Origin of the sequence: Pseudomonas hamedanensis (assembly GCF_014268595.2) — a bacterium.
Lineage (GTDB): Bacteria > Pseudomonadota > Gammaproteobacteria > Pseudomonadales > Pseudomonadaceae > Aquipseudomonas > Aquipseudomonas hamedanensis.
In genome coordinates, this window is the sequence record NZ_CP077091.1 from 2,043,409 (window position 1) to 2,060,191 (window position 16,783).

The window sequence follows — 16,783 nt, forward strand, 5'->3', positions numbered from 1 at the left end:
TCAATGGCCCTGCAATTGAGCTTTGCCGAAGCCAGCGCCACCGGCCCGCGTGCGGAAAACCAGGACGCTTTGCGTTCGGTGACACCGGCGCCGGCGCTGGCCGCGAGCAAGGGTTATCTGTTCGCCATTGCCGATGGCGTCAGTCAATGTGCCGATGGCGGCCTCGCCGCGCGCTCGACCTTGCAGGCCCTGGCACTGGACTATTACGCCACCCCGGAAACCTGGAGCGTGGCCCAGGCACTGGATCGCCTGTTGCTCGCGCAGAACCGCTGGCTGCAGGCCAATGGCGGTGGGCAGCCGCTGCTCACCACCGTCAGCGCGCTCGTCATGCGTGGCCGGCGGTTCACCCTCGCCCATGTCGGCGACTGCCGGGTCTATCGCTGGCACGCCGACAGCCTGCAACGGATCTCCGAGGATCACGTCTGGGAGCAACCGGGCATGCAGCATGTGCTCAAACGGGCGCTGGGGCTGGATCAACATCTGGTGCTGGACTTTCTCGACGGCGAGCTGCGTGACGGCGAGCGTTTTGTGCTGCTGAGCGACGGAGTGTGGTCGACCCTGGGCGATACCGCGATCGCCGCGATCTTGCGCGATCAGCCCGATCTGCACAGCGCCGCCCGCACCTTGATCAACGCCGCGCATCTGGCCGGAAGTCAGGACAATGCCAGTGCCTTGCTCGTTCGGGTCGATCATGTCGGCGAGGCGAACCTTGGCGATGCGCTGATTCATTTGCAGCAATGGCCCTTGCCGCCAGCGCTGAAACCCGGCCAGGCTTTTGAAGGCTGGCAAGTGCAGGGCATTGCCGCGCAGAGTCAGCAATCGCTGTTGTATCGGGTCACGGACGGACAGGGCCTGCCATGGCTGCTGAAAACCCTGCCCTCGCGTTCAAGCGCTGATGCTCAGGCCGGGCAAGCGCTGCTGTCTGAGGAATGGTTTCTCAAACGCGTGGCCGGCCGCCATTTTCCTGAAGTCCATGCCTGCCATCAGCGTCAGCATTTGTACTACGTGATGCGTGAATATTCCGGCATGACTCTGGCGCAGCGCTTCCAGCAGAGCGGCCCGTTGCCGATGGCGCAGTGGCAGGACATCGCCGAACGGCTGTTACGTGCGGTCGGGTTGCTGCATCGGCGGCAGATTTTTCATCGCGATATCAAACCGGAAAACCTGTTATTGGCCGATGACGGCGAGCTGCGGGTGCTGGATTTCGGCCTGGCGTATTGCCCGGGGTTGTCCGAAGACACGCCGTCAACGCTGCCGGGAACGCCAAGCTTTATCGCCCCGGAAGCGTTTCGCGGGGATCCGCCGAGTGCACAACAGGATTTGTATGCGGTCGGCATCACCCTCTATTACCTGCTGACCGGGCACTTTCCCTACGGTGAGATCGAAGCGTTCCAGCGCCCCCGATTTGGCGTGCCTGTCAGCGCCAGTCGCTATCGGCCGGACTTGCCGGAATGGCTGGCGCAGAGTCTTGAGCGCGGCGTGGCCGCTGACCCGCAACAACGGTTCGAAACGGCCGAAGAGTGGTTGCTGGAGCTGGAACAGGGCGAGCGGCGCAGTTTGAGTGTCAGGCCCCGGCCTTTATTGGAGCGGGAGCCGTTGAAGGTCTGGCGGACCATGGCGTTGGTGGCCTTGCTTGGGAATGTGCTGCTGCTCGTGTTGTTGTTTCACAGCTGAGACCGAAGTGCGGCTATCGCGAGCAGGCTCACTCCTACAATTTGAAATGCGTTCCCCTGTAGGAGTGAGCCTGCTCGCGATGAGGCCAGGCCTGACACCACAGATCTTCAGGAATTAACGCGCCACGAACGAGCAACACGCCTCGATTCGGTGCAAAAAAACCACCCACCCCATCCCCAATCCCCAATAAACCCGCCCCCATCCAAGTTGGCACAACCACTGCATTACTCTTCTCACCATACATAAAAGCCCAACCTTCAACGATGAAGGCTGCGCTTCCCGAGAGAACGGGACCAGGACAAAGGCGTCCTCGCTAGGCAACTAGCGGGACGCCTTTTTTTGTTGGCGCAAAATTTGTCGAGCAAGGCCCGACGGCCCACCAGAGGCCAGCCGCAGCTCCCCGGAGAACCTGATGAAAAAACTCAAACTGGTGATGATCGGCAATGGCATGGCCGGGGTCCGCACCCTGGAAGAATTGCTCAAGCTGAGCGACGAGCTCTATGACATCACGGTCTTCGGTGCCGAACCGCACACCAACTACAACCGCATCCTGCTATCGCCGGTGCTGGCCGGCGAGCAAACCTTCGAAGAGATCGTGCTCAACGACCTCGACTGGTACCTGGAAAACAACATCAAGTTGCTGCTCAACCGCAAAGTGGTGGAGATCGACCGGGTCAAGCGCCGGGTGATCGCCGAGGACGGCACCGAAGCCGAATACGACCGGCTGCTGATCGCCACTGGCTCGACGCCGTTCATCCTGCCGATCCCCGGCAACACCTTGCAGGGTGTAATCGGATACCGCGACATCGCCGACACCCAGGCAATGATCGACACCGCGAAAACCCATAAACATGCCGTGGTTATCGGCGGCGGCCTGCTCGGCCTTGAAGCGGCCAACGGCCTGATGCTGCGCGGCATGCACGTCACGGTCGTGCACCTCGGCGAGTGGCTGCTCGAGCGTCAGCTGGACAAAACCAGCGGCCAGTTGCTGCAAAGCGCACTCGAGTCCCGCGGCCTGCACTTTCGCCTGTGCGAACAGACCCAGGCCCTGCACGACGCCGGCAACGGCCGGGTCGGCTCGGTGCAATTCAAGAACGGCGACATCATTCCTGCCGACCTGGTGGTGATGGCGGCCGGTATCCGCCCCAACACCGAACTCGCGGAAAAGGCCGGCATCCCGTGCAATCGCGGCATTCTGGTCAACGACACCCTGCAAACCTACGACCCGCGCATCTACGCGATCGGCGAGTGCGCCAGCCATCGCGGCATCGCCTATGGCCTGGTCGCACCGCTGTTCGAACAGGCCAAGGTTTGCGCCAACCACCTCGCCCAGCTTGGCTTCGCCCGTTATCAGGGGTCGGTGACCTCGACCAAGCTGAAAGTCACCGGCATCGATCTGTTTTCTGCCGGCGATTTCATGGGCGGTGAAGGCACCGAGACCATCACCCTCTCCGACCCGATCGGCGGCGTGTACAAAAAACTGGTGATCAAGGATGACGTGCTGGTCGGCGCCTGTCTGTACGGCGATACGGCAGATGGCGGTTGGTATTTCCGCCAGATTCGTGAGAACCACGCCATCGGCGAGATCCGCGATCATTTGATGTTTGGTGAAAACGCCTTGGGTGACGTAGGACATCAGGGCCAGGACAAAGCCATGGTCATGGCCGACAGCGCCGAAGTCTGCGGCTGCAACGGCGTGTGCAAAGGCACCATCGTCAAAGCGATTCAGGAACACGGCCTGTTCAGCGTTGACGAAGTGAAAAAACACACCAAGGCCGCCAGCTCCTGCGGTTCCTGCGCCGGGCTGGTCGAGCAGATCCTGATCAACACCGTGGGCGGCGCGGCTGACGTCAAACCGAAAAGCGAAAAAGCCATCTGCGGTTGCAGCGACCTCAACCACGGGCAAATCCGCCAGGCCATCCGCGAACAGCACCTGCTGACCATCGCCGGCACCATGGGCTACCTCAACTGGCGCACGCCGAATGGCTGTGCGACGTGCCGCCCGGCTCTCAACTATTACCTGATTTCCACCTGGCCGGGCGAGGCCAAGGACGACCCGCAATCGCGCCTGATCAACGAACGCGCCCACGCCAACATCCAGAAGGACGGCACGTACTCGGTAGTGCCACGCATGTGGGGCGGCGTGACCAATCCATCGGAATTGCGCCGGATTGCCGACGTGGCGGACAAGTACAACGTGCCGATGGTCAAGGTCACCGGCGGGCAGCGCATCGATTTGCTGGGGATCAAAAAGCAAGACTTGCCGGGTGTCTGGAAAGACCTCGACATGCCGTCCGGCCACGCCTACGGCAAATCCATCCGCACGGTAAAAACCTGCGTTGGCAGCGAGTTCTGCCGCTTCGGCACGCAGAACTCGACGCAACTGGGCATCGACCTTGAGCATGACTTGTTCAACATGTGGTCGCCGCACAAAGTGAAGCTTGCAGTGTCCGGTTGCCCGCGCAACTGCTCGGAAGCGGGCATCAAGGATGTGGGAATTATCGGCGTCGACTCTGGCTGGGAGATGTACATCGGCGGTAACGGCGGGATTAAGACCGAAGTCGCCGAGTTCTTCGTCAAGCTGAAAACCGCCGAGGAGGTTCGCGAATACAACGGCGCTTTCCTGCAGCTGTACCGCGAAGAAGCCTTCTATCTGGAGCGCACCGTGCACTACCTGCAACGGGTTGGCATGGAGCACATCAAGAAGAACGTGCTGGAGGACGCCGAGCGGCGCAAAGCCTTGAACGAGCGCCTGCAATTCTCCCTGTCATTCGAGCAGGACCCGTGGAAAGAACGTCTGGCGCAGCCGCAACTGAAAAAAGAATTCGACGTGATCCCTGTGAAAAATCTGGAGGTGCCGGCATGAACTGGCTCGATATCTGTGCCCTGGAAGAGATCAATGCCCTCGGTTCGCGGATCATCGCCGGCCCCAAAGGCGACATCGCGATTTTTCGTACAAGCGACGACGAGGTTTTCGCCCTCGACGACCGCTGCCCACATAAGGGCGGGCCGCTGTCCCAAGGCCTGATCTACGGCAAGCGTGTGGCCTGCCCGCTGCACAATTGGCAGATCGACCTGGAGTCGGGCGAAGCCCAGGCGCCGGATGTCGGTTGCGCCCATCACCATCCGGCACGGGTTGAGAACGGCCGGGTGCAATTGGCCCTGCGGGACGCCATCTGATGAACCGCCAGACGACCGCCTCGACCTGCTGTTACTGCGGAGTCGGCTGCGGCGTGCTGATCGAGCATGACGGCGAGCGCATCCTCGGCGTCAGCGGCGATCCGGCGCACCCGGCCAACTTCGGCAAACTGTGCAGCAAAGGCTCGACGCTGCACTTGACCGGCGACCTCGCCGCCCGTGCCTTGTACCCGGAACTGCGTCTGGGCAAAGGCCTGGCGCGCAGCCGCACTGACTGGGACACCGCGCTGGAGCACACCGCCAATGTGTTCGCCGCGACCATCGCCGAACACGGCCCGGACAGCGTGGCGTTCTATATCTCCGGGCAATTGCTCACCGAGGACTACTACGCCTTCAACAAGCTTGCGCGGGCATTGGTTGGCACCAACAACATCGACAGCAACTCGCGGCTGTGCATGTCTTCAGCGGTGGTTGGCTACAAGCGCAGCCTCGGCGCCGATGCACCACCGTGCAGCTACGAGGATCTGGAACTCAGTGACTGCGTGATGATCGTCGGCAGTAACATGGCCTACGCCCACCCGGTACTCTTTCGCCGGCTGGAAGAAGCAAAATCCCGCCGTCCGCAGATGAAAGTCATCGTTATCGACCCTCGTCGTACCGACACCTGCGATCTGGCTGACCTGCATCTGGCGATTCTTCCGGGCACTGATGTCGCTTTGTTCCATGGGATTTTGCACCTGCTGCTGTGGGAAGACTGGGTCGATCGCGATTTCATCAGCGCGCATACCGAAGGCCTCGCCGCGCTGAAAACGCTGGTCCGCGATTACACCCCGCAGATGGTTTCGCAACTGTGCGGCATCAGCATCGAGCAGTTGCAGCAATGCGCGGAATGGGTCGGCACGTCGCCAAGCTTTCTGTCGCTGTGGTGCATGGGCCTGAACCAGTCCACGGCTGGCAGCGCGAAAAACAGCGCACTGATCAATCTGCATTTGGCTACCGGGCAAATCGGTCGTCCTGGTGCAGGACCTTTCTCGCTGACCGGTCAGCCGAACGCCATGGGTGGGCGGGAAACCGGTAGTTTGTCGAACTTGCTGCCCGGCCATCGTGACGCCGCAAACCCTGAGCACCGCGCCGAGGTGGCGGAGTATTGGGGCGTAGAAAGCTTGCCGGAAGCGCCTGGCCTGAGTGCCATCGAATTGTTCGAGCAGGTGCGCAGCGGCAAGATCAAGGCGCTGTGGATTGCCTGTACCAACCCCGCACAGTCAATGCCGGATCAAAGCGCAGTACGCACAGCGCTTGAAGCCTGCCCGTTTGTGGTGTTGCAGGAAGCTTTTCGCACCACCGAAACCGCTGCGTTTGCCGACCTGCTCTTGCCCGCCGCCAGTTGGGGCGAGAAGGAAGGCTCGGTGACCAATTCCGAGCGACGCATTTCCCACGTACGCAAAGCCGTTGTCGCTCCGGGCGAAGCACGGCCGGACTGGGCGATCACGGTAGATTTCGCACAGCGTCTGGAGAAACGTCTGCGGCCGCTGCACGCGAGCCTGTTCAGCTTCGATCAGCCTTCGCAGTTGTTCGATGAATTCAAACTGCTGACCCGCGGGCGTGATCTGGATTTGTCCGGGATCAGTCACGCACTGATCGACGAGATCGGGCCGCAGCAGTGGCCCTTCCCGGCTGGCGCCCGCCAGGGCACGGCGCGCTTGTACAGCGACGGAATTTTTCCTACGAGCAATGGCCGCGCGCAGTTCATTGCCGATCCCTACCGCGCCGCCAAAGAGCAGCGCGATGCGCGGTTCCCGCTGACCTTGCTCACCGGCCGCCTGCGTGACCAGTGGCACGGCATGAGCCGTACCGGCACCGCCGCGCAATTGTTCGGCCATGTCAGCGAAGCGGTCTTGAGCCTGCACCCGGACGAGATGCGCCGGCATCGCTTGCAATCCGGGGATCTGGTCAATTTGAAAAGCCGTCGCGGCGCGGTGATTGTCGCGGTTGGCAGCGATGACAGCGTGCGTCCGGGGCAAGCGTTTCTGCCGATGCACTGGGGCGATCGTTTCCTCAAGGGCGGCGTCAACAGCCTGACCTTGCCGGCCTTCGATCCGTTGTCCAAACAACCAGAACTCAAGCACAGCGGCGTCCGTCTGGAACCGGTGAGCCTGCCGTGGCAACTGTTTGCCTTGATCGAGGGCGATGTCCAACGGCACCTGGAGACTCTACGACCGCTCTGTGAGGCATTTTCCTACGTCAGTATCAGCCTTGTAGGACGTGAACGTCCGGCATTGCTGATACGCGCCGCCAGCACCGTCGCGCCGGATCCACAGCTGCTTGGCGAGATCGATCAGTGCCTGGCGCTGCTTGAGGGCCCGGTTCTGGCCTACGACGATCCGCGTCGTGCCATCGGTAAACGCGTGCGTATCGAAAACGGCCGAATCACAGCGATTCGCCTCGCCGGCGAAACCCTTGCGCAACATTGGCTGCAAAGCCTGTGGCTCGAAGGTCGTGCAGACGAACAACTGCGGCGCTGGCTGCTGGCCCCGATGAGCGCACCACCGGGCGGCGCCGGGGCCATCGCGACTGACAAGACGTTGTGCAATTGCGAAAACGTCAGCCTGAACGCAGTCTGCGCGGGCATTCGCCAGGGCATGGACTTGCAGGCCCTGAAAACCAATCTCCGATGCGGTACGCAATGCGGTTCCTGCGTGCCGGAAATCAAGCGTCTGCTGGCTGCCGAAACGCGGCCGGTCGCGGTCATTTAATGAGGACAACACCATGAATGCGAAAGTCTGGCTGGTGGGCGCTGGCCCTGGCGATCCCGAGCTGCTGACGCTCAAGGCCGTGCGCGCCCTGCGCGAGGCAGATGTGGTGATGATCGATGATCTGGTCAATGACGCAGTGCTGGAGCATTGCCCCACGGCGCGGGTGATCGCCGTGGGCAAGCGCGGTGGCTGCCGTTCGACGCCGCAGGCATTCATTCACCGGCTGATGTTGCGTTACGCCCGTCACGGCAAGTGCGTGGTGCGGCTCAAGGGCGGCGACCCGTGCATTTTCGGTCGCGGCGGTGAAGAAGCGCAGTGGCTGCGCGAGCGCGGGGTCGAGGTGGAGTTGGTTAACGGCATTACTGCCGGACTGGCCGGGGCAACGCAATGCGATATTCCGTTGACCCTGCGCGGTGTCGCCCGTGGCGTGACGCTGGTCACTGCCCACACGCAGGACGACAGCCAGCTGAATTGGCAGGCTCTGGCCCAAGGCGGGACGACGCTGGTGATTTACATGGGCGTGGCCAAGCTGGGCGAGATTCGCGATCAGCTGTTGGCCGGAGGGATGGCGGCGGATACGCCGGTGGCGATGATTGAAAACGCCTCGTTACCGCATCAGCGCGAATGTCGCAGTGATTTGACTGCGATGGCTGAGGATGCGTGTGCGTTTGAATTGAAGAGCCCGGCGATTCTGGTGATCGGTGCGGTGGCTGCTGTTGCAGAAAATCAAAAGATCGCAGCCTTCGGCAGCTCCTACACTGCGCAAGGCCTGCAAGCGCTTTAGATCCCAGAGCCAAATCGCAGACAAAGAAAAGCCCGGCCTAAGCCGGGCTTTTCTCAGAGCGGCAGCTAATTACTTAGCTTGAGCTTCAACCTGCGCTTCTACGCGACGGTTTACAGCGCGGCCAGCGTCAGTTTTGTTGTCAGCAACTGGGCGGGATTCGCCGTAGCCAACAGACTGAACGCGGGACGATTCAACACCGTACTGGTTGGTCAGAACTTGCTTAACGGCGTTTGCACGACGCTCGGACAGTTTCTGGTTGTAAGCGTCAGGACCGACGGAGTCAGTGTGACCTTCAACAGTAGTGGTGGTGGATGGGTACTGCTTCATGAAGTCAGCCAGGTTCTTGATGTCGCCGTAGCTGTTAGGCTTGACTACCGACTTGTCGAAGTCGAATTTCACGTCCAGCTCAACACGAACAACTTCAGCAACTGCTGGGCAGCCATCAGCGTCAACGGTTACGTTGGCTGGGGTGTCCGGGCACTTGTCAACGTTGTCGCAAACGCCATCGTTGTCGCTGTCGGAGCAGACTTCAGCTGGTGCTGGAACTGGAGCAGCAGCAGGCTTGGAGCCGCCACCGAAGTTCACACCGATACCGACGCTAGGAGCCCACTCGGTGTCGCCCTGGTCGATGTTGTATTGAGCTTCAACGCCAGCACGGGCGTAGAAGTTCTCGGTGAAGTACAGCTTGGCACCGCCGCCAACGTTGGCGAAGGTGGAACGGTTACGACCGTTCGAGCCGTTCTGGTCGATGCTCTGGTCGGAGAAACCGGCCGAGACGTATGGACGCAGCATGTCGCCTGGGTTGTTGAAGTGGTACAGAGCGTCCAGAGCGGTGTTAGCGCCTTTGACGTTCTTGCCATCGTCGGCACGTACGTTGTGAACTTCGTCGTAGCCCAGACGCAGTTCTACGTCGTCGGTCAGGAAGTAACCGATCGAACCGCCGAACAGGTTGCCGTTGTTCTTGAAGTTACGAGCGCTGTCGAATTGTTCTTTCTTAGCGAAGCCTTCGATTTCAACTGCGCCTTGGCCTTGTGCCAGAGCGCCGAACGAAGTGGCGGCAATCAGAGAACCAATGGCCAAGCCCAAGGTGTTTTTCAGTTTCATCCGTTAAATCCCCATCTGGTGATTGTGAAGCAGTCCCGCAAACCGGGGGACAACTCGGCGGCAAGTCTATCAGAACTTGCCTACACGTAAGAGATATTTGCGCTGAACTAAGTTTCAGCAATGCCTGCAAATTTCTCACGCAATTTATCTAGAGCACGTTTGTAACGCATTTTTGTCGCACTCAAACCCATGTGCATGATGTCTGCGATCTCCTGAAATTCCAGCTCTGCGACAAATCGTAGCACCAGAATTTCGCGGTCGATCGGATTCACATACACCAGCCAGCGATCAAGCCCACCCTTCTCCTCCGGCTTCGGCGCCTTTTCTTCAGACGCTTCTTCAAGAGGGTCCAGGCTGAGAGCGTCCATCAAGCGACGCTTACGCCGTTCCTTCCGATACTGCGTGATGCATTCGTTGTAAGTGATGCTGTACAGCCAGGTTTTGAACTTCGATTTCCCCTCGAAGTTCTTCAGGCCATACAGCACCTTCAGCATCACTTCCTGACAGACATCGTCTGCGTCGCGATCGTTCCCAAGATATCTCGCGCAGACGTTAAATAATGTTCGCTGGTAACGCCGCATCAACTCTTCATAGGCGCGCGTTACGTGAAACAGCTCGGTATGCGAGCGCGCGACCAACTCCTCATCAGAGAGCTCGCGGGGGTCGTAGCGCGTAGATAGCGGTTGGGCTTTATTCAAAACAAGTCGTGCCGACAGTCAGGTCAATGTCCGCCGCAACCAGCCTCAGCTGGCATTTTGCGGCGGCATACATTAGCAGGGTTTGCCGGATTAGCGGCTACTCACATGCTGTTCCAGCAGGATCCGATTGGAAAGAGAGACTAGCTCACCTTCATCGGTCAGCACGGTGGTTTTAACCGTACCGATTTCCTCGATCTGGCCTTCGACCTCGCCTACACGCACTTGTTGCCCAACCTGATACAGCTCACGCACATAGATTCCCGCAAGAATCTGACCGGCAATTTCCCGGCTTCCCAACCCCATGGCCAGCGCAACTGCCAGACCAACGGTAATCAATACAATGACAATCACATGGTTCAGCAGGTCAGTCTTGACTTCCAGCTGACTGATGGCGACCGAGATGCTGATGATGATTACCAGCCCCTGGGCAATCCGCCCCAGCCCGGAAGCGTAGTCCAGGCCTACGCCTTCTGCCGCCCCGCGCACCAGCCCGTTGGCCAGTTGCGCGAGCAAAACCCCTACCAGCAACACCAGCGCGGCGCCGAATACTTTCGGCAAATACAACGCCAGCATGTCCAGCGTAGCTGAAACTCGCTCAAGGCCAAGGGATTCTGCCGCAGAAACCAGGAAAATCAGCAGAACGAACCAATAAACGATTTTGCCGATCAGTGTCGAGATCGGCACTTGCAGCCCGGCGCGCGACATTAGCTTGGTCAGTCCGGTGCCGCCCATCAGGCGATCGAGGCCCAGTTTGGCGAGCAGTTTGGACAACAAGGTGTCGAGCAGTTTGGCCACGACGAAACCCAACAGCAGCACGACCAGTGCGCCGAACAGGTTCGGGATGAAATTAGCGACTTTGGTCCACAACGCAGTCATTGCAGTGACGAGGCTCTGGGTCCAGAGATCAAGTTCCATATTCAATCAGCCTTATCAGCAGTGCGAGCGGTAGGTTTACGCAGACGGGAAACCGGCGAGACATGAGCCGATCCGTTATTCAGGGCGATCATCAGCGCGGGCAGCCAGCGGCCCAGCAGGCTGAACAGATCACCGGCGCCGACCTGGCGGTTGGCGGTTTTAAGTACGCGGCCCAGGCAGGCATCGTCGTCGCGGCTGGACGGCGAAGCGTTGAGCATGTCGCGCAAAGACTGTTCAAACGGATCGTGCATACGCACCTCTCGTGATGTCTGTGAAAGACGCGGGCAAATTTGCTCGGGTCACATGCGCCATGTTCACACCCAGCGCAAACGGCGAAACAACCACCACTGGCCCAAGGCCAGGGCAAGCACCGTGGAGCAGGCGATCAGGAAACCGTAAGGGCTGCTGGCGAACGGAATACCGCCGACGTTGATACCCAGCAGACCGGTGATGAAACTCATCGGCAAAAAGATGCAGGTGATGATGCCGAAGCGGTACATCGTGCGATTCATACGCACGCTCAAGCGTCGGTCTTCGGCCTCAAGCACAAGCCCCACGCGCTCTCGGGTCAATTCCAGCTCTTCCAGATAACGGGTCAGGCTGTTGTTCAGTTCGTTCCAGTAGTCGGCATCGTCTTCAACAAACCAGGGCAGTTTTATCCGCGTCAGTTGTCCGAAAATATCCCGCTGCGGTGCAAGAAAACGTTTCAGTCCGGCGGCCCGGCGGCGGATGTGCAAAATGGCACCGTGCTCCGGAGTATACCGTTCGTCGGCATCGAGTTTTTCTTCCTCTTCATCGACCACTTCCGACAGGCAAGCGACCAGATCCTGAACCTTGTTGGTGAGAAACTGCGCCAGGTACAGCATCAATTCGGAAGAGGTTTTCGGGCCTTTGCCCTCACTCAGAATCGCCAGCAATTCATCGGTGGCGCGCAACGGACGCAAACGCAGGGAAATCACCCGTTGGGCGGACGCAAAAATCCGCACCGAGACCATGTCTTCCGGCTCGGCCCCCGGATTGAGGTTGACGCCGCGCAGAAACAGCAGCAATTCGGCGTCCGGCAACGGCAGCAGCCGCGGTCGAGTGTTTTCTTCCAGCAGCAAGTCGCAGGTAAATTCGTTGAGTCCGCTGGATTTACGCAGCCAGGTCTGGGTCTGCGGATGACTGCGATCCCAATGCAGCCACAGGCTTTCATGAGCCTGCAACTGCAAGTCGTCGAGTTCAGTCCGGGCTATCGAACGCGCACCGCCTTTACCGTCCAGCACCAGGGCATGCACCAGCCCCCACTGCGCGTTTTCTTCCTCGAACATCCGCATCCCTTTATCGAAAGCTTATTCAGGCATTTTCAGCGGGCTCGGCGAGACGATCACGCCGTTGTTGTCCGCATAAACGTAGTGGCCCGGGTGGAAGGTGACACCGGCGAACGTCACGGCAACGTTAAGGTCACCGATGCCGCGCTTGTCGGTCTTCATCGGGTGGCTGGCCAGCGCCTGCACGCCAAGATCGGTCTGGGCGATGACGTCGACGTCACGGATGCAGCCGTAGATCACCATCCCCTCCCAACCGTTTTTTGCAGCCTTCTCGGCAATCATGTCGCCGAGCAGCGCGCGGCGCAGGGAACCTCCGCCATCAACGACCAGCACCTTGCCTTTGCCGTTGAGCTCGGCCTGAGCCTTGACCAGCGAGTTGTCCTCGAAGCATTTGACGGTCACGATCTCGCCACCGAACGAGTCACGACCGCCGAAATTGCTGAACATCGGTTCCAGCACCTGCACCAGTTCCGGATAGGCGTCGCACAGGTCAGGCGTAAGGTAATGTTCCATCGAAAAACTCCTGTAGCAGGGGATCAAGGATGCCGCATTCTGATGAGACGAGTTCCGGCGGTCGCTGTTTACCTTAGTTCATGCCATGGTCGCTGAGCGAACCTGAACAAACGCTGAAACGTAATCGCTAAACAGTCACGAAATATGACCAGAACCGCACAACGCGTCATATCTTAGCCGCAACCCCCGCTGAACGGAACGCCCTTTTCAGCCCTGCCGGTTCATCCCGCAGCCGCCAGATCCGCCTTCCGCGCCAGCAACGGAGTCTGCTGATCGTTCAACCAGCGCGCCACCAGCGGCCACACTTCAGCCTGCGCCGCTTTGCTGACCAGCATCTCGACATGACCGAAATTATCCGAGAAGCCCTGCTCGCGGCCCAGGTTGATGAATTGCTTGTGCTCGGAACCTATCTGATCGAACAGCTTGCGGCAGGCCCAGACCGGGTCCTGGTGATCCCCCGCTGCGCTCACCGCAAGCACCGGGACCTGCACATCCGCCAGACCCGCCCACCAATCCTTGTCCTTGTCGCCAAACCGGCCGAACAAGCCGTACCAGCGCATGCTTTCGATGGCCAGGCCGATCGGCTCGTCTTCAGGACCGCGTTTGAGCCGGGAGCCGGACAACTGTGCAAAACGCTTGAGAATAAAGCGCCCGCCCCACTCCACCGGTGGAATTTTCAGCGGCCAGTACGTGCGGCTGACCTGGGTGCCGAAAAACGCCGCCGAGGCCACCGCCGGCTCGCCGAGATATTCACCGCCGAGCGCGGCTGCCAGGGTGATGCCGCCCAGAGAATGGCCGACCCAGTGCGGGATCTGTCCGCTTTGCTCACGGACGAACGCAGCGATCGCCGGCAAATCGTAACGGGCGTAATCGGCGACGCAGTTGTGCCGATAGTCCTCGTTGCGTTGCGACAAGCCATGGCCGCGCATTTCCGCAATCCAAACATCAAAGCCCAGCCGCGCCAGATGCGCACCCAGACCCAGGCCTTTAGGGGAAAACCAGAAGCGTCGATTGGAAAAACTGCCGTGCAACAAAATCACCGGCACGCCACGTGGCACCGCCTCATCGGCCATGCCCAGGCGGGTTACCGCGATCTCGACGGACCAGTCACGGCTGTTGCCGGGCTTCAATCGATAGACGTCTTCGCTCAGATCGCCGCGCCGCTCGGCGCTGATCAGGGCGACAGGAAACAGGTTGCTGCTGCTTTGCATAATGCTCTTGCACAAAAAAGGGCGGCATCCAATGGAGCCCGCCCTACTTCAATCTCAAGGCCCCTTCCCCCTGTAGGAGTGAGCCTGCTCGCGATGGCGGTGTGTCATTCGAATCAATGTTGACTGTCATGACGCTATCGCGAGCAGGCTCACTCCTACAGCAGGAAGCGGCCCGTTCACATGTTGATCAAGCCTGCGCCTGACCTTCGGCAAGGAAGAACCAGGTTTCCAGCACGGTGTCCGGGTTCAGCGACACGCTTTCGATGCCCTGCTCCATCAACCAACGGGCCAGATCCGGGTGATCGGAAGGGCCCTGACCGCAGATACCGATGTACTTGCCGGCCTTGTTGCACGCCTGAATCGCGTTCGACAGCAACTTCTTGACCGCTGGATTACGCTCGTCGAACAAGTGCGCGATGATCCCGGAATCGCGATCCAGACCCAGCGTCAGCTGAGTCAGGTCGTTGGAGCCGATCGAGAAACCGTCGAAGAATTCGAGAAATTCTTCGGCCAGAATCGCGTTGGATGGCAGTTCGCACATCATGATCACGCGCAGACCGTTGTCGCCACGGGCCAAGCCGTTTTCGGCAAGCAGATCGACCACCTGACTGGCTTCGCCCAGGGTACGGACGAACGGCACCATGATTTCGACGTTGGTCAGGCCCATCTCGTTGCGCACACGTTTCAGCGCACGGCATTCGAGTTCAAAGCAGTCGCGGAACGATTCGCTGATGTAACGCGAAGCGCCACGGAAGCCCAGCATCGGGTTTTCTTCTTCCGGCTCGTACAGCTTGCCGCCGATCAGGTTGGCGTATTCGTTGGACTTGAAGTCCGACAGACGCACGATGACCTTCTTCGGTGCGAACGCTGCAGCGAGGGTGCTGATGCCTTCGACCAGTTTCTCGACGTAGAAACCAACCGGATCGTCGTAACCGGCGATGCGCTTGTCGACGCTTTCCTTGATCTCCGGCGGCAGACCGTCGTAGTTCAACAGCGCCTTGGGGTGCACCCCGATCATGCGGTTGATGATGAACTCGAGACGGGCCAGGCCCACACCGGCGTTCGGCAGTTGTGCGAAGTCGAAGGCGCGGTCCGGGTTGCCGACGTTCATCATGATCTTGAACGGCAGCTCCGGCATGGCGTCGACCGAGTTTTTCTTGATGTCGAAGCCCAGTTCGCCTTCGAAGATGTAACCGGTGTCACCTTCGGCGCAGGACACGGTCACGCCCTGGCCGTCCTTGAGCAGTTGGGTGGCGTTGCCGCAACCGACCACCGCCGGAATGCCCAGCTCGCGAGCGATGATCGCCGCGTGGCAGGTACGCCCGCCACGGTTGGTAACGATGGCGCTGGCGCGCTTCATGACCGGTTCCCAATCCGGGTCGGTCATGTCGGAGACCAGTACGTCGCCCGGCTGGACTTTGTCCATCTCGGAGACGTCCTTGATGATGCGTACCTTGCCGGCGCCGATGCGCTGGCCAATCGCACGGCCTTCCACCAGCACGGTGCCGGTTTCTTTCAGCAGGTAACGTTCCATGACGTTGGCCTGGGTGCGGCTTTTTACGGTTTCCGGACGCGCCTGCACGATGTACAGCTTGCCGTCGTCACCATCCTTGGCCCACTCGATGTCCATCGGGCAGCCATAGTGCTTCTCGATGATCATCGCCTGTTTGGCCAGCTCGCTGACTTCGGCGTCGGTCAGGCAGAAACGCGCGCGTTCGGCCTTGTCGACCTCGACGGTCTTGACCGAACGACCGGCCTTGGCCTCGTCGCCGTAGATCATCTTGATCGCTTTGCTGCCCAGGTTGCGGCGCAGGATCGCCGGACGACCGGCTTCCAGCGTGCCTTTGTGGACGTAGAACTCATCCGGGTTGACCGCGCCTTGAACCACGGTTTCACCCAGGCCGTAAGCGCCGGTGATAAACACCACATCACGGAAACCCGATTCGGTATCGAGGGTGAACATGACGCCGGCGGTGCCGGTTTCCGAACGCACCATGCGCTGCACGCCGGCCGATAGGGCGACCAGTTTGTGGTCGAAGCCCTGGTGCACGCGGTAGGAAATGGCGCGGTCGTTGAACAGCGAGGCGAACACCTCTTTGGCGGCGCGGATCACGTTGTCCACACCACGGATATTCAGGAAGGTTTCCTGCTGACCGGCGAACGAAGCGTCCGGCAGGTCTTCGGCGGTGGCGGAGGAACGCACGGCCACGGCCACGTCAGGGTTGCCAGCCGACAGCGCGGCGAACGCGGTACGGATCTCGGCGTTGAGTTTTTCCGGGAATTCGGCGTCCATGATCCATTGACGGATCTGCGCGCCGGTCTTGGCCAGGGCATTGACGTCGTCGACGTCGAGCGCGTCGAGGGCCTTGTGGATCTGCTCGTTCAGGCCGCTCAGTTCGAGGAAATCACGATAGGCCTGAGCCGTCGTGGCGAAGCCGCCGGGGACCGAAACACCGGCGCCTGCCAGGTTACTGATCATCTCGCCCAGGGATGCGTTCTTGCCCCCCACATGCTCAACATCGTGTTTGCCGAGCTTATCGAGGGAAACTACGTACTCTACCAAGGTGATCTCTCCACTAACTGTGTTGGAAAAGCTCAGAAACCGGCGGCCCGGGGGAGCCTCGGCCGGTTGTATGGCCTGGACCTGGAAAATAAGTGAGAATGCGGGCCAATGGCGACCGGC

Annotated in this window: 13 protein-coding genes; 5 read left to right on the forward strand and 8 right to left on the reverse strand. The window is 60.1% G+C overall.

Annotated features, from left to right (window positions below):
* Positions 1–3: 3 nt before the first annotated feature.
* The 5 genes from HU739_RS08665 to cobA all read left to right on the forward strand — a co-directional run bounded on the left by HU739_RS08665 (position 4) and on the right by cobA (position 8,349).
* Positions 4–1,674 (forward strand): bifunctional protein-serine/threonine kinase/phosphatase, encoded by a 1,671-nt coding sequence (locus tag HU739_RS08665; protein WP_186551567.1) that lies wholly within the window; start codon positions 4–6, stop codon positions 1,672–1,674.
* Positions 1,675–2,086: 412 nt separating this feature from the next.
* Positions 2,087–4,540 carry a nitrite reductase large subunit NirB gene (nirB, locus tag HU739_RS08670; RefSeq protein WP_186551568.1) on the forward strand — a complete coding sequence of 818 codons (2,454 nt, stop codon included), beginning with the start codon at positions 2,087–2,089 and terminating at the stop codon, positions 4,538–4,540.
* Complete coding sequence (gene nirD, locus HU739_RS08675; protein WP_186551569.1) at positions 4,537–4,854, forward strand: nitrite reductase small subunit NirD; 318 nt, start codon at positions 4,537–4,539, stop codon at positions 4,852–4,854. The genes nirB and nirD overlap by 4 nt, the downstream gene beginning before the upstream one ends.
* Positions 4,854–7,565, forward strand: coding sequence for a nitrate reductase (locus HU739_RS08680; protein ID WP_186551570.1), 2,712 nt, complete (start codon positions 4,854–4,856; stop codon positions 7,563–7,565). The genes nirD and HU739_RS08680 overlap by 1 nt, the downstream gene beginning before the upstream one ends.
* A 13-nt stretch (positions 7,566–7,578) precedes the next feature.
* On the forward strand, positions 7,579–8,349 hold the full coding sequence (gene cobA / locus HU739_RS08685; RefSeq protein WP_186551571.1) for a uroporphyrinogen-III C-methyltransferase: 771 nt from the start codon (positions 7,579–7,581) through the stop codon (positions 8,347–8,349).
* A gap of 69 nt (positions 8,350–8,418) precedes the next feature.
* Here cobA and HU739_RS08690 read toward each other — a convergent pair whose 3' ends face one another.
* The 8 genes from HU739_RS08690 to ppsA all read right to left on the reverse strand — a co-directional run bounded on the left by HU739_RS08690 (position 8,419) and on the right by ppsA (position 16,663).
* Entirely contained in the window at positions 8,419–9,453 is a 1,035-nt protein-coding gene (locus tag HU739_RS08690; RefSeq protein ID WP_126361745.1) for an OmpA family protein, read from the reverse strand.
* 107 nt (positions 9,454–9,560) lie between these two features.
* Positions 9,561–10,151: an RNA polymerase sigma factor SigX gene (sigX, locus tag HU739_RS08695; RefSeq protein WP_016773832.1), complete on the reverse strand. Its 591-nt coding sequence runs from the start codon at positions 10,149–10,151 to the stop codon at positions 9,561–9,563.
* Between the two features lie 90 nt (positions 10,152–10,241).
* The gene (locus HU739_RS08700) at positions 10,242–11,066 is read right to left on the reverse strand and encodes a mechanosensitive ion channel family protein (RefSeq protein WP_095138641.1); all 825 of its coding nucleotides are present in this window, start codon (positions 11,064–11,066) and stop codon (positions 10,242–10,244) included.
* Between the two features lie 2 nt (positions 11,067–11,068).
* Positions 11,069–11,317, reverse strand: a complete 249-nt coding sequence (locus HU739_RS08705; protein ID WP_008076827.1) for a hypothetical protein — start codon at positions 11,315–11,317, stop codon at positions 11,069–11,071.
* Between the two features lie 63 nt (positions 11,318–11,380).
* Positions 11,381–12,376 (reverse strand): zinc transporter ZntB, encoded by a 996-nt coding sequence (locus HU739_RS08710; RefSeq protein ID WP_186551572.1) that lies wholly within the window; start codon positions 12,374–12,376, stop codon positions 11,381–11,383.
* Between the two features lie 21 nt (positions 12,377–12,397).
* On the reverse strand, positions 12,398–12,889 hold the full coding sequence (gene rraA, locus HU739_RS08715) for a ribonuclease E activity regulator RraA (RefSeq protein WP_186551573.1): 492 nt from the start codon (positions 12,887–12,889) through the stop codon (positions 12,398–12,400).
* 221 nt (positions 12,890–13,110) lie between these two features.
* Entirely contained in the window at positions 13,111–14,100 is a 990-nt protein-coding gene (locus tag HU739_RS08720; RefSeq protein WP_186551574.1) for an alpha/beta fold hydrolase, read from the reverse strand.
* Positions 14,101–14,287: 187 nt separating this feature from the next.
* Positions 14,288–16,663 (reverse strand): phosphoenolpyruvate synthase, encoded by a 2,376-nt coding sequence (gene ppsA / locus HU739_RS08725; protein ID WP_186551575.1) that lies wholly within the window; start codon positions 16,661–16,663, stop codon positions 14,288–14,290.
* Positions 16,664–16,783: the final 120 nt, after the last annotated feature.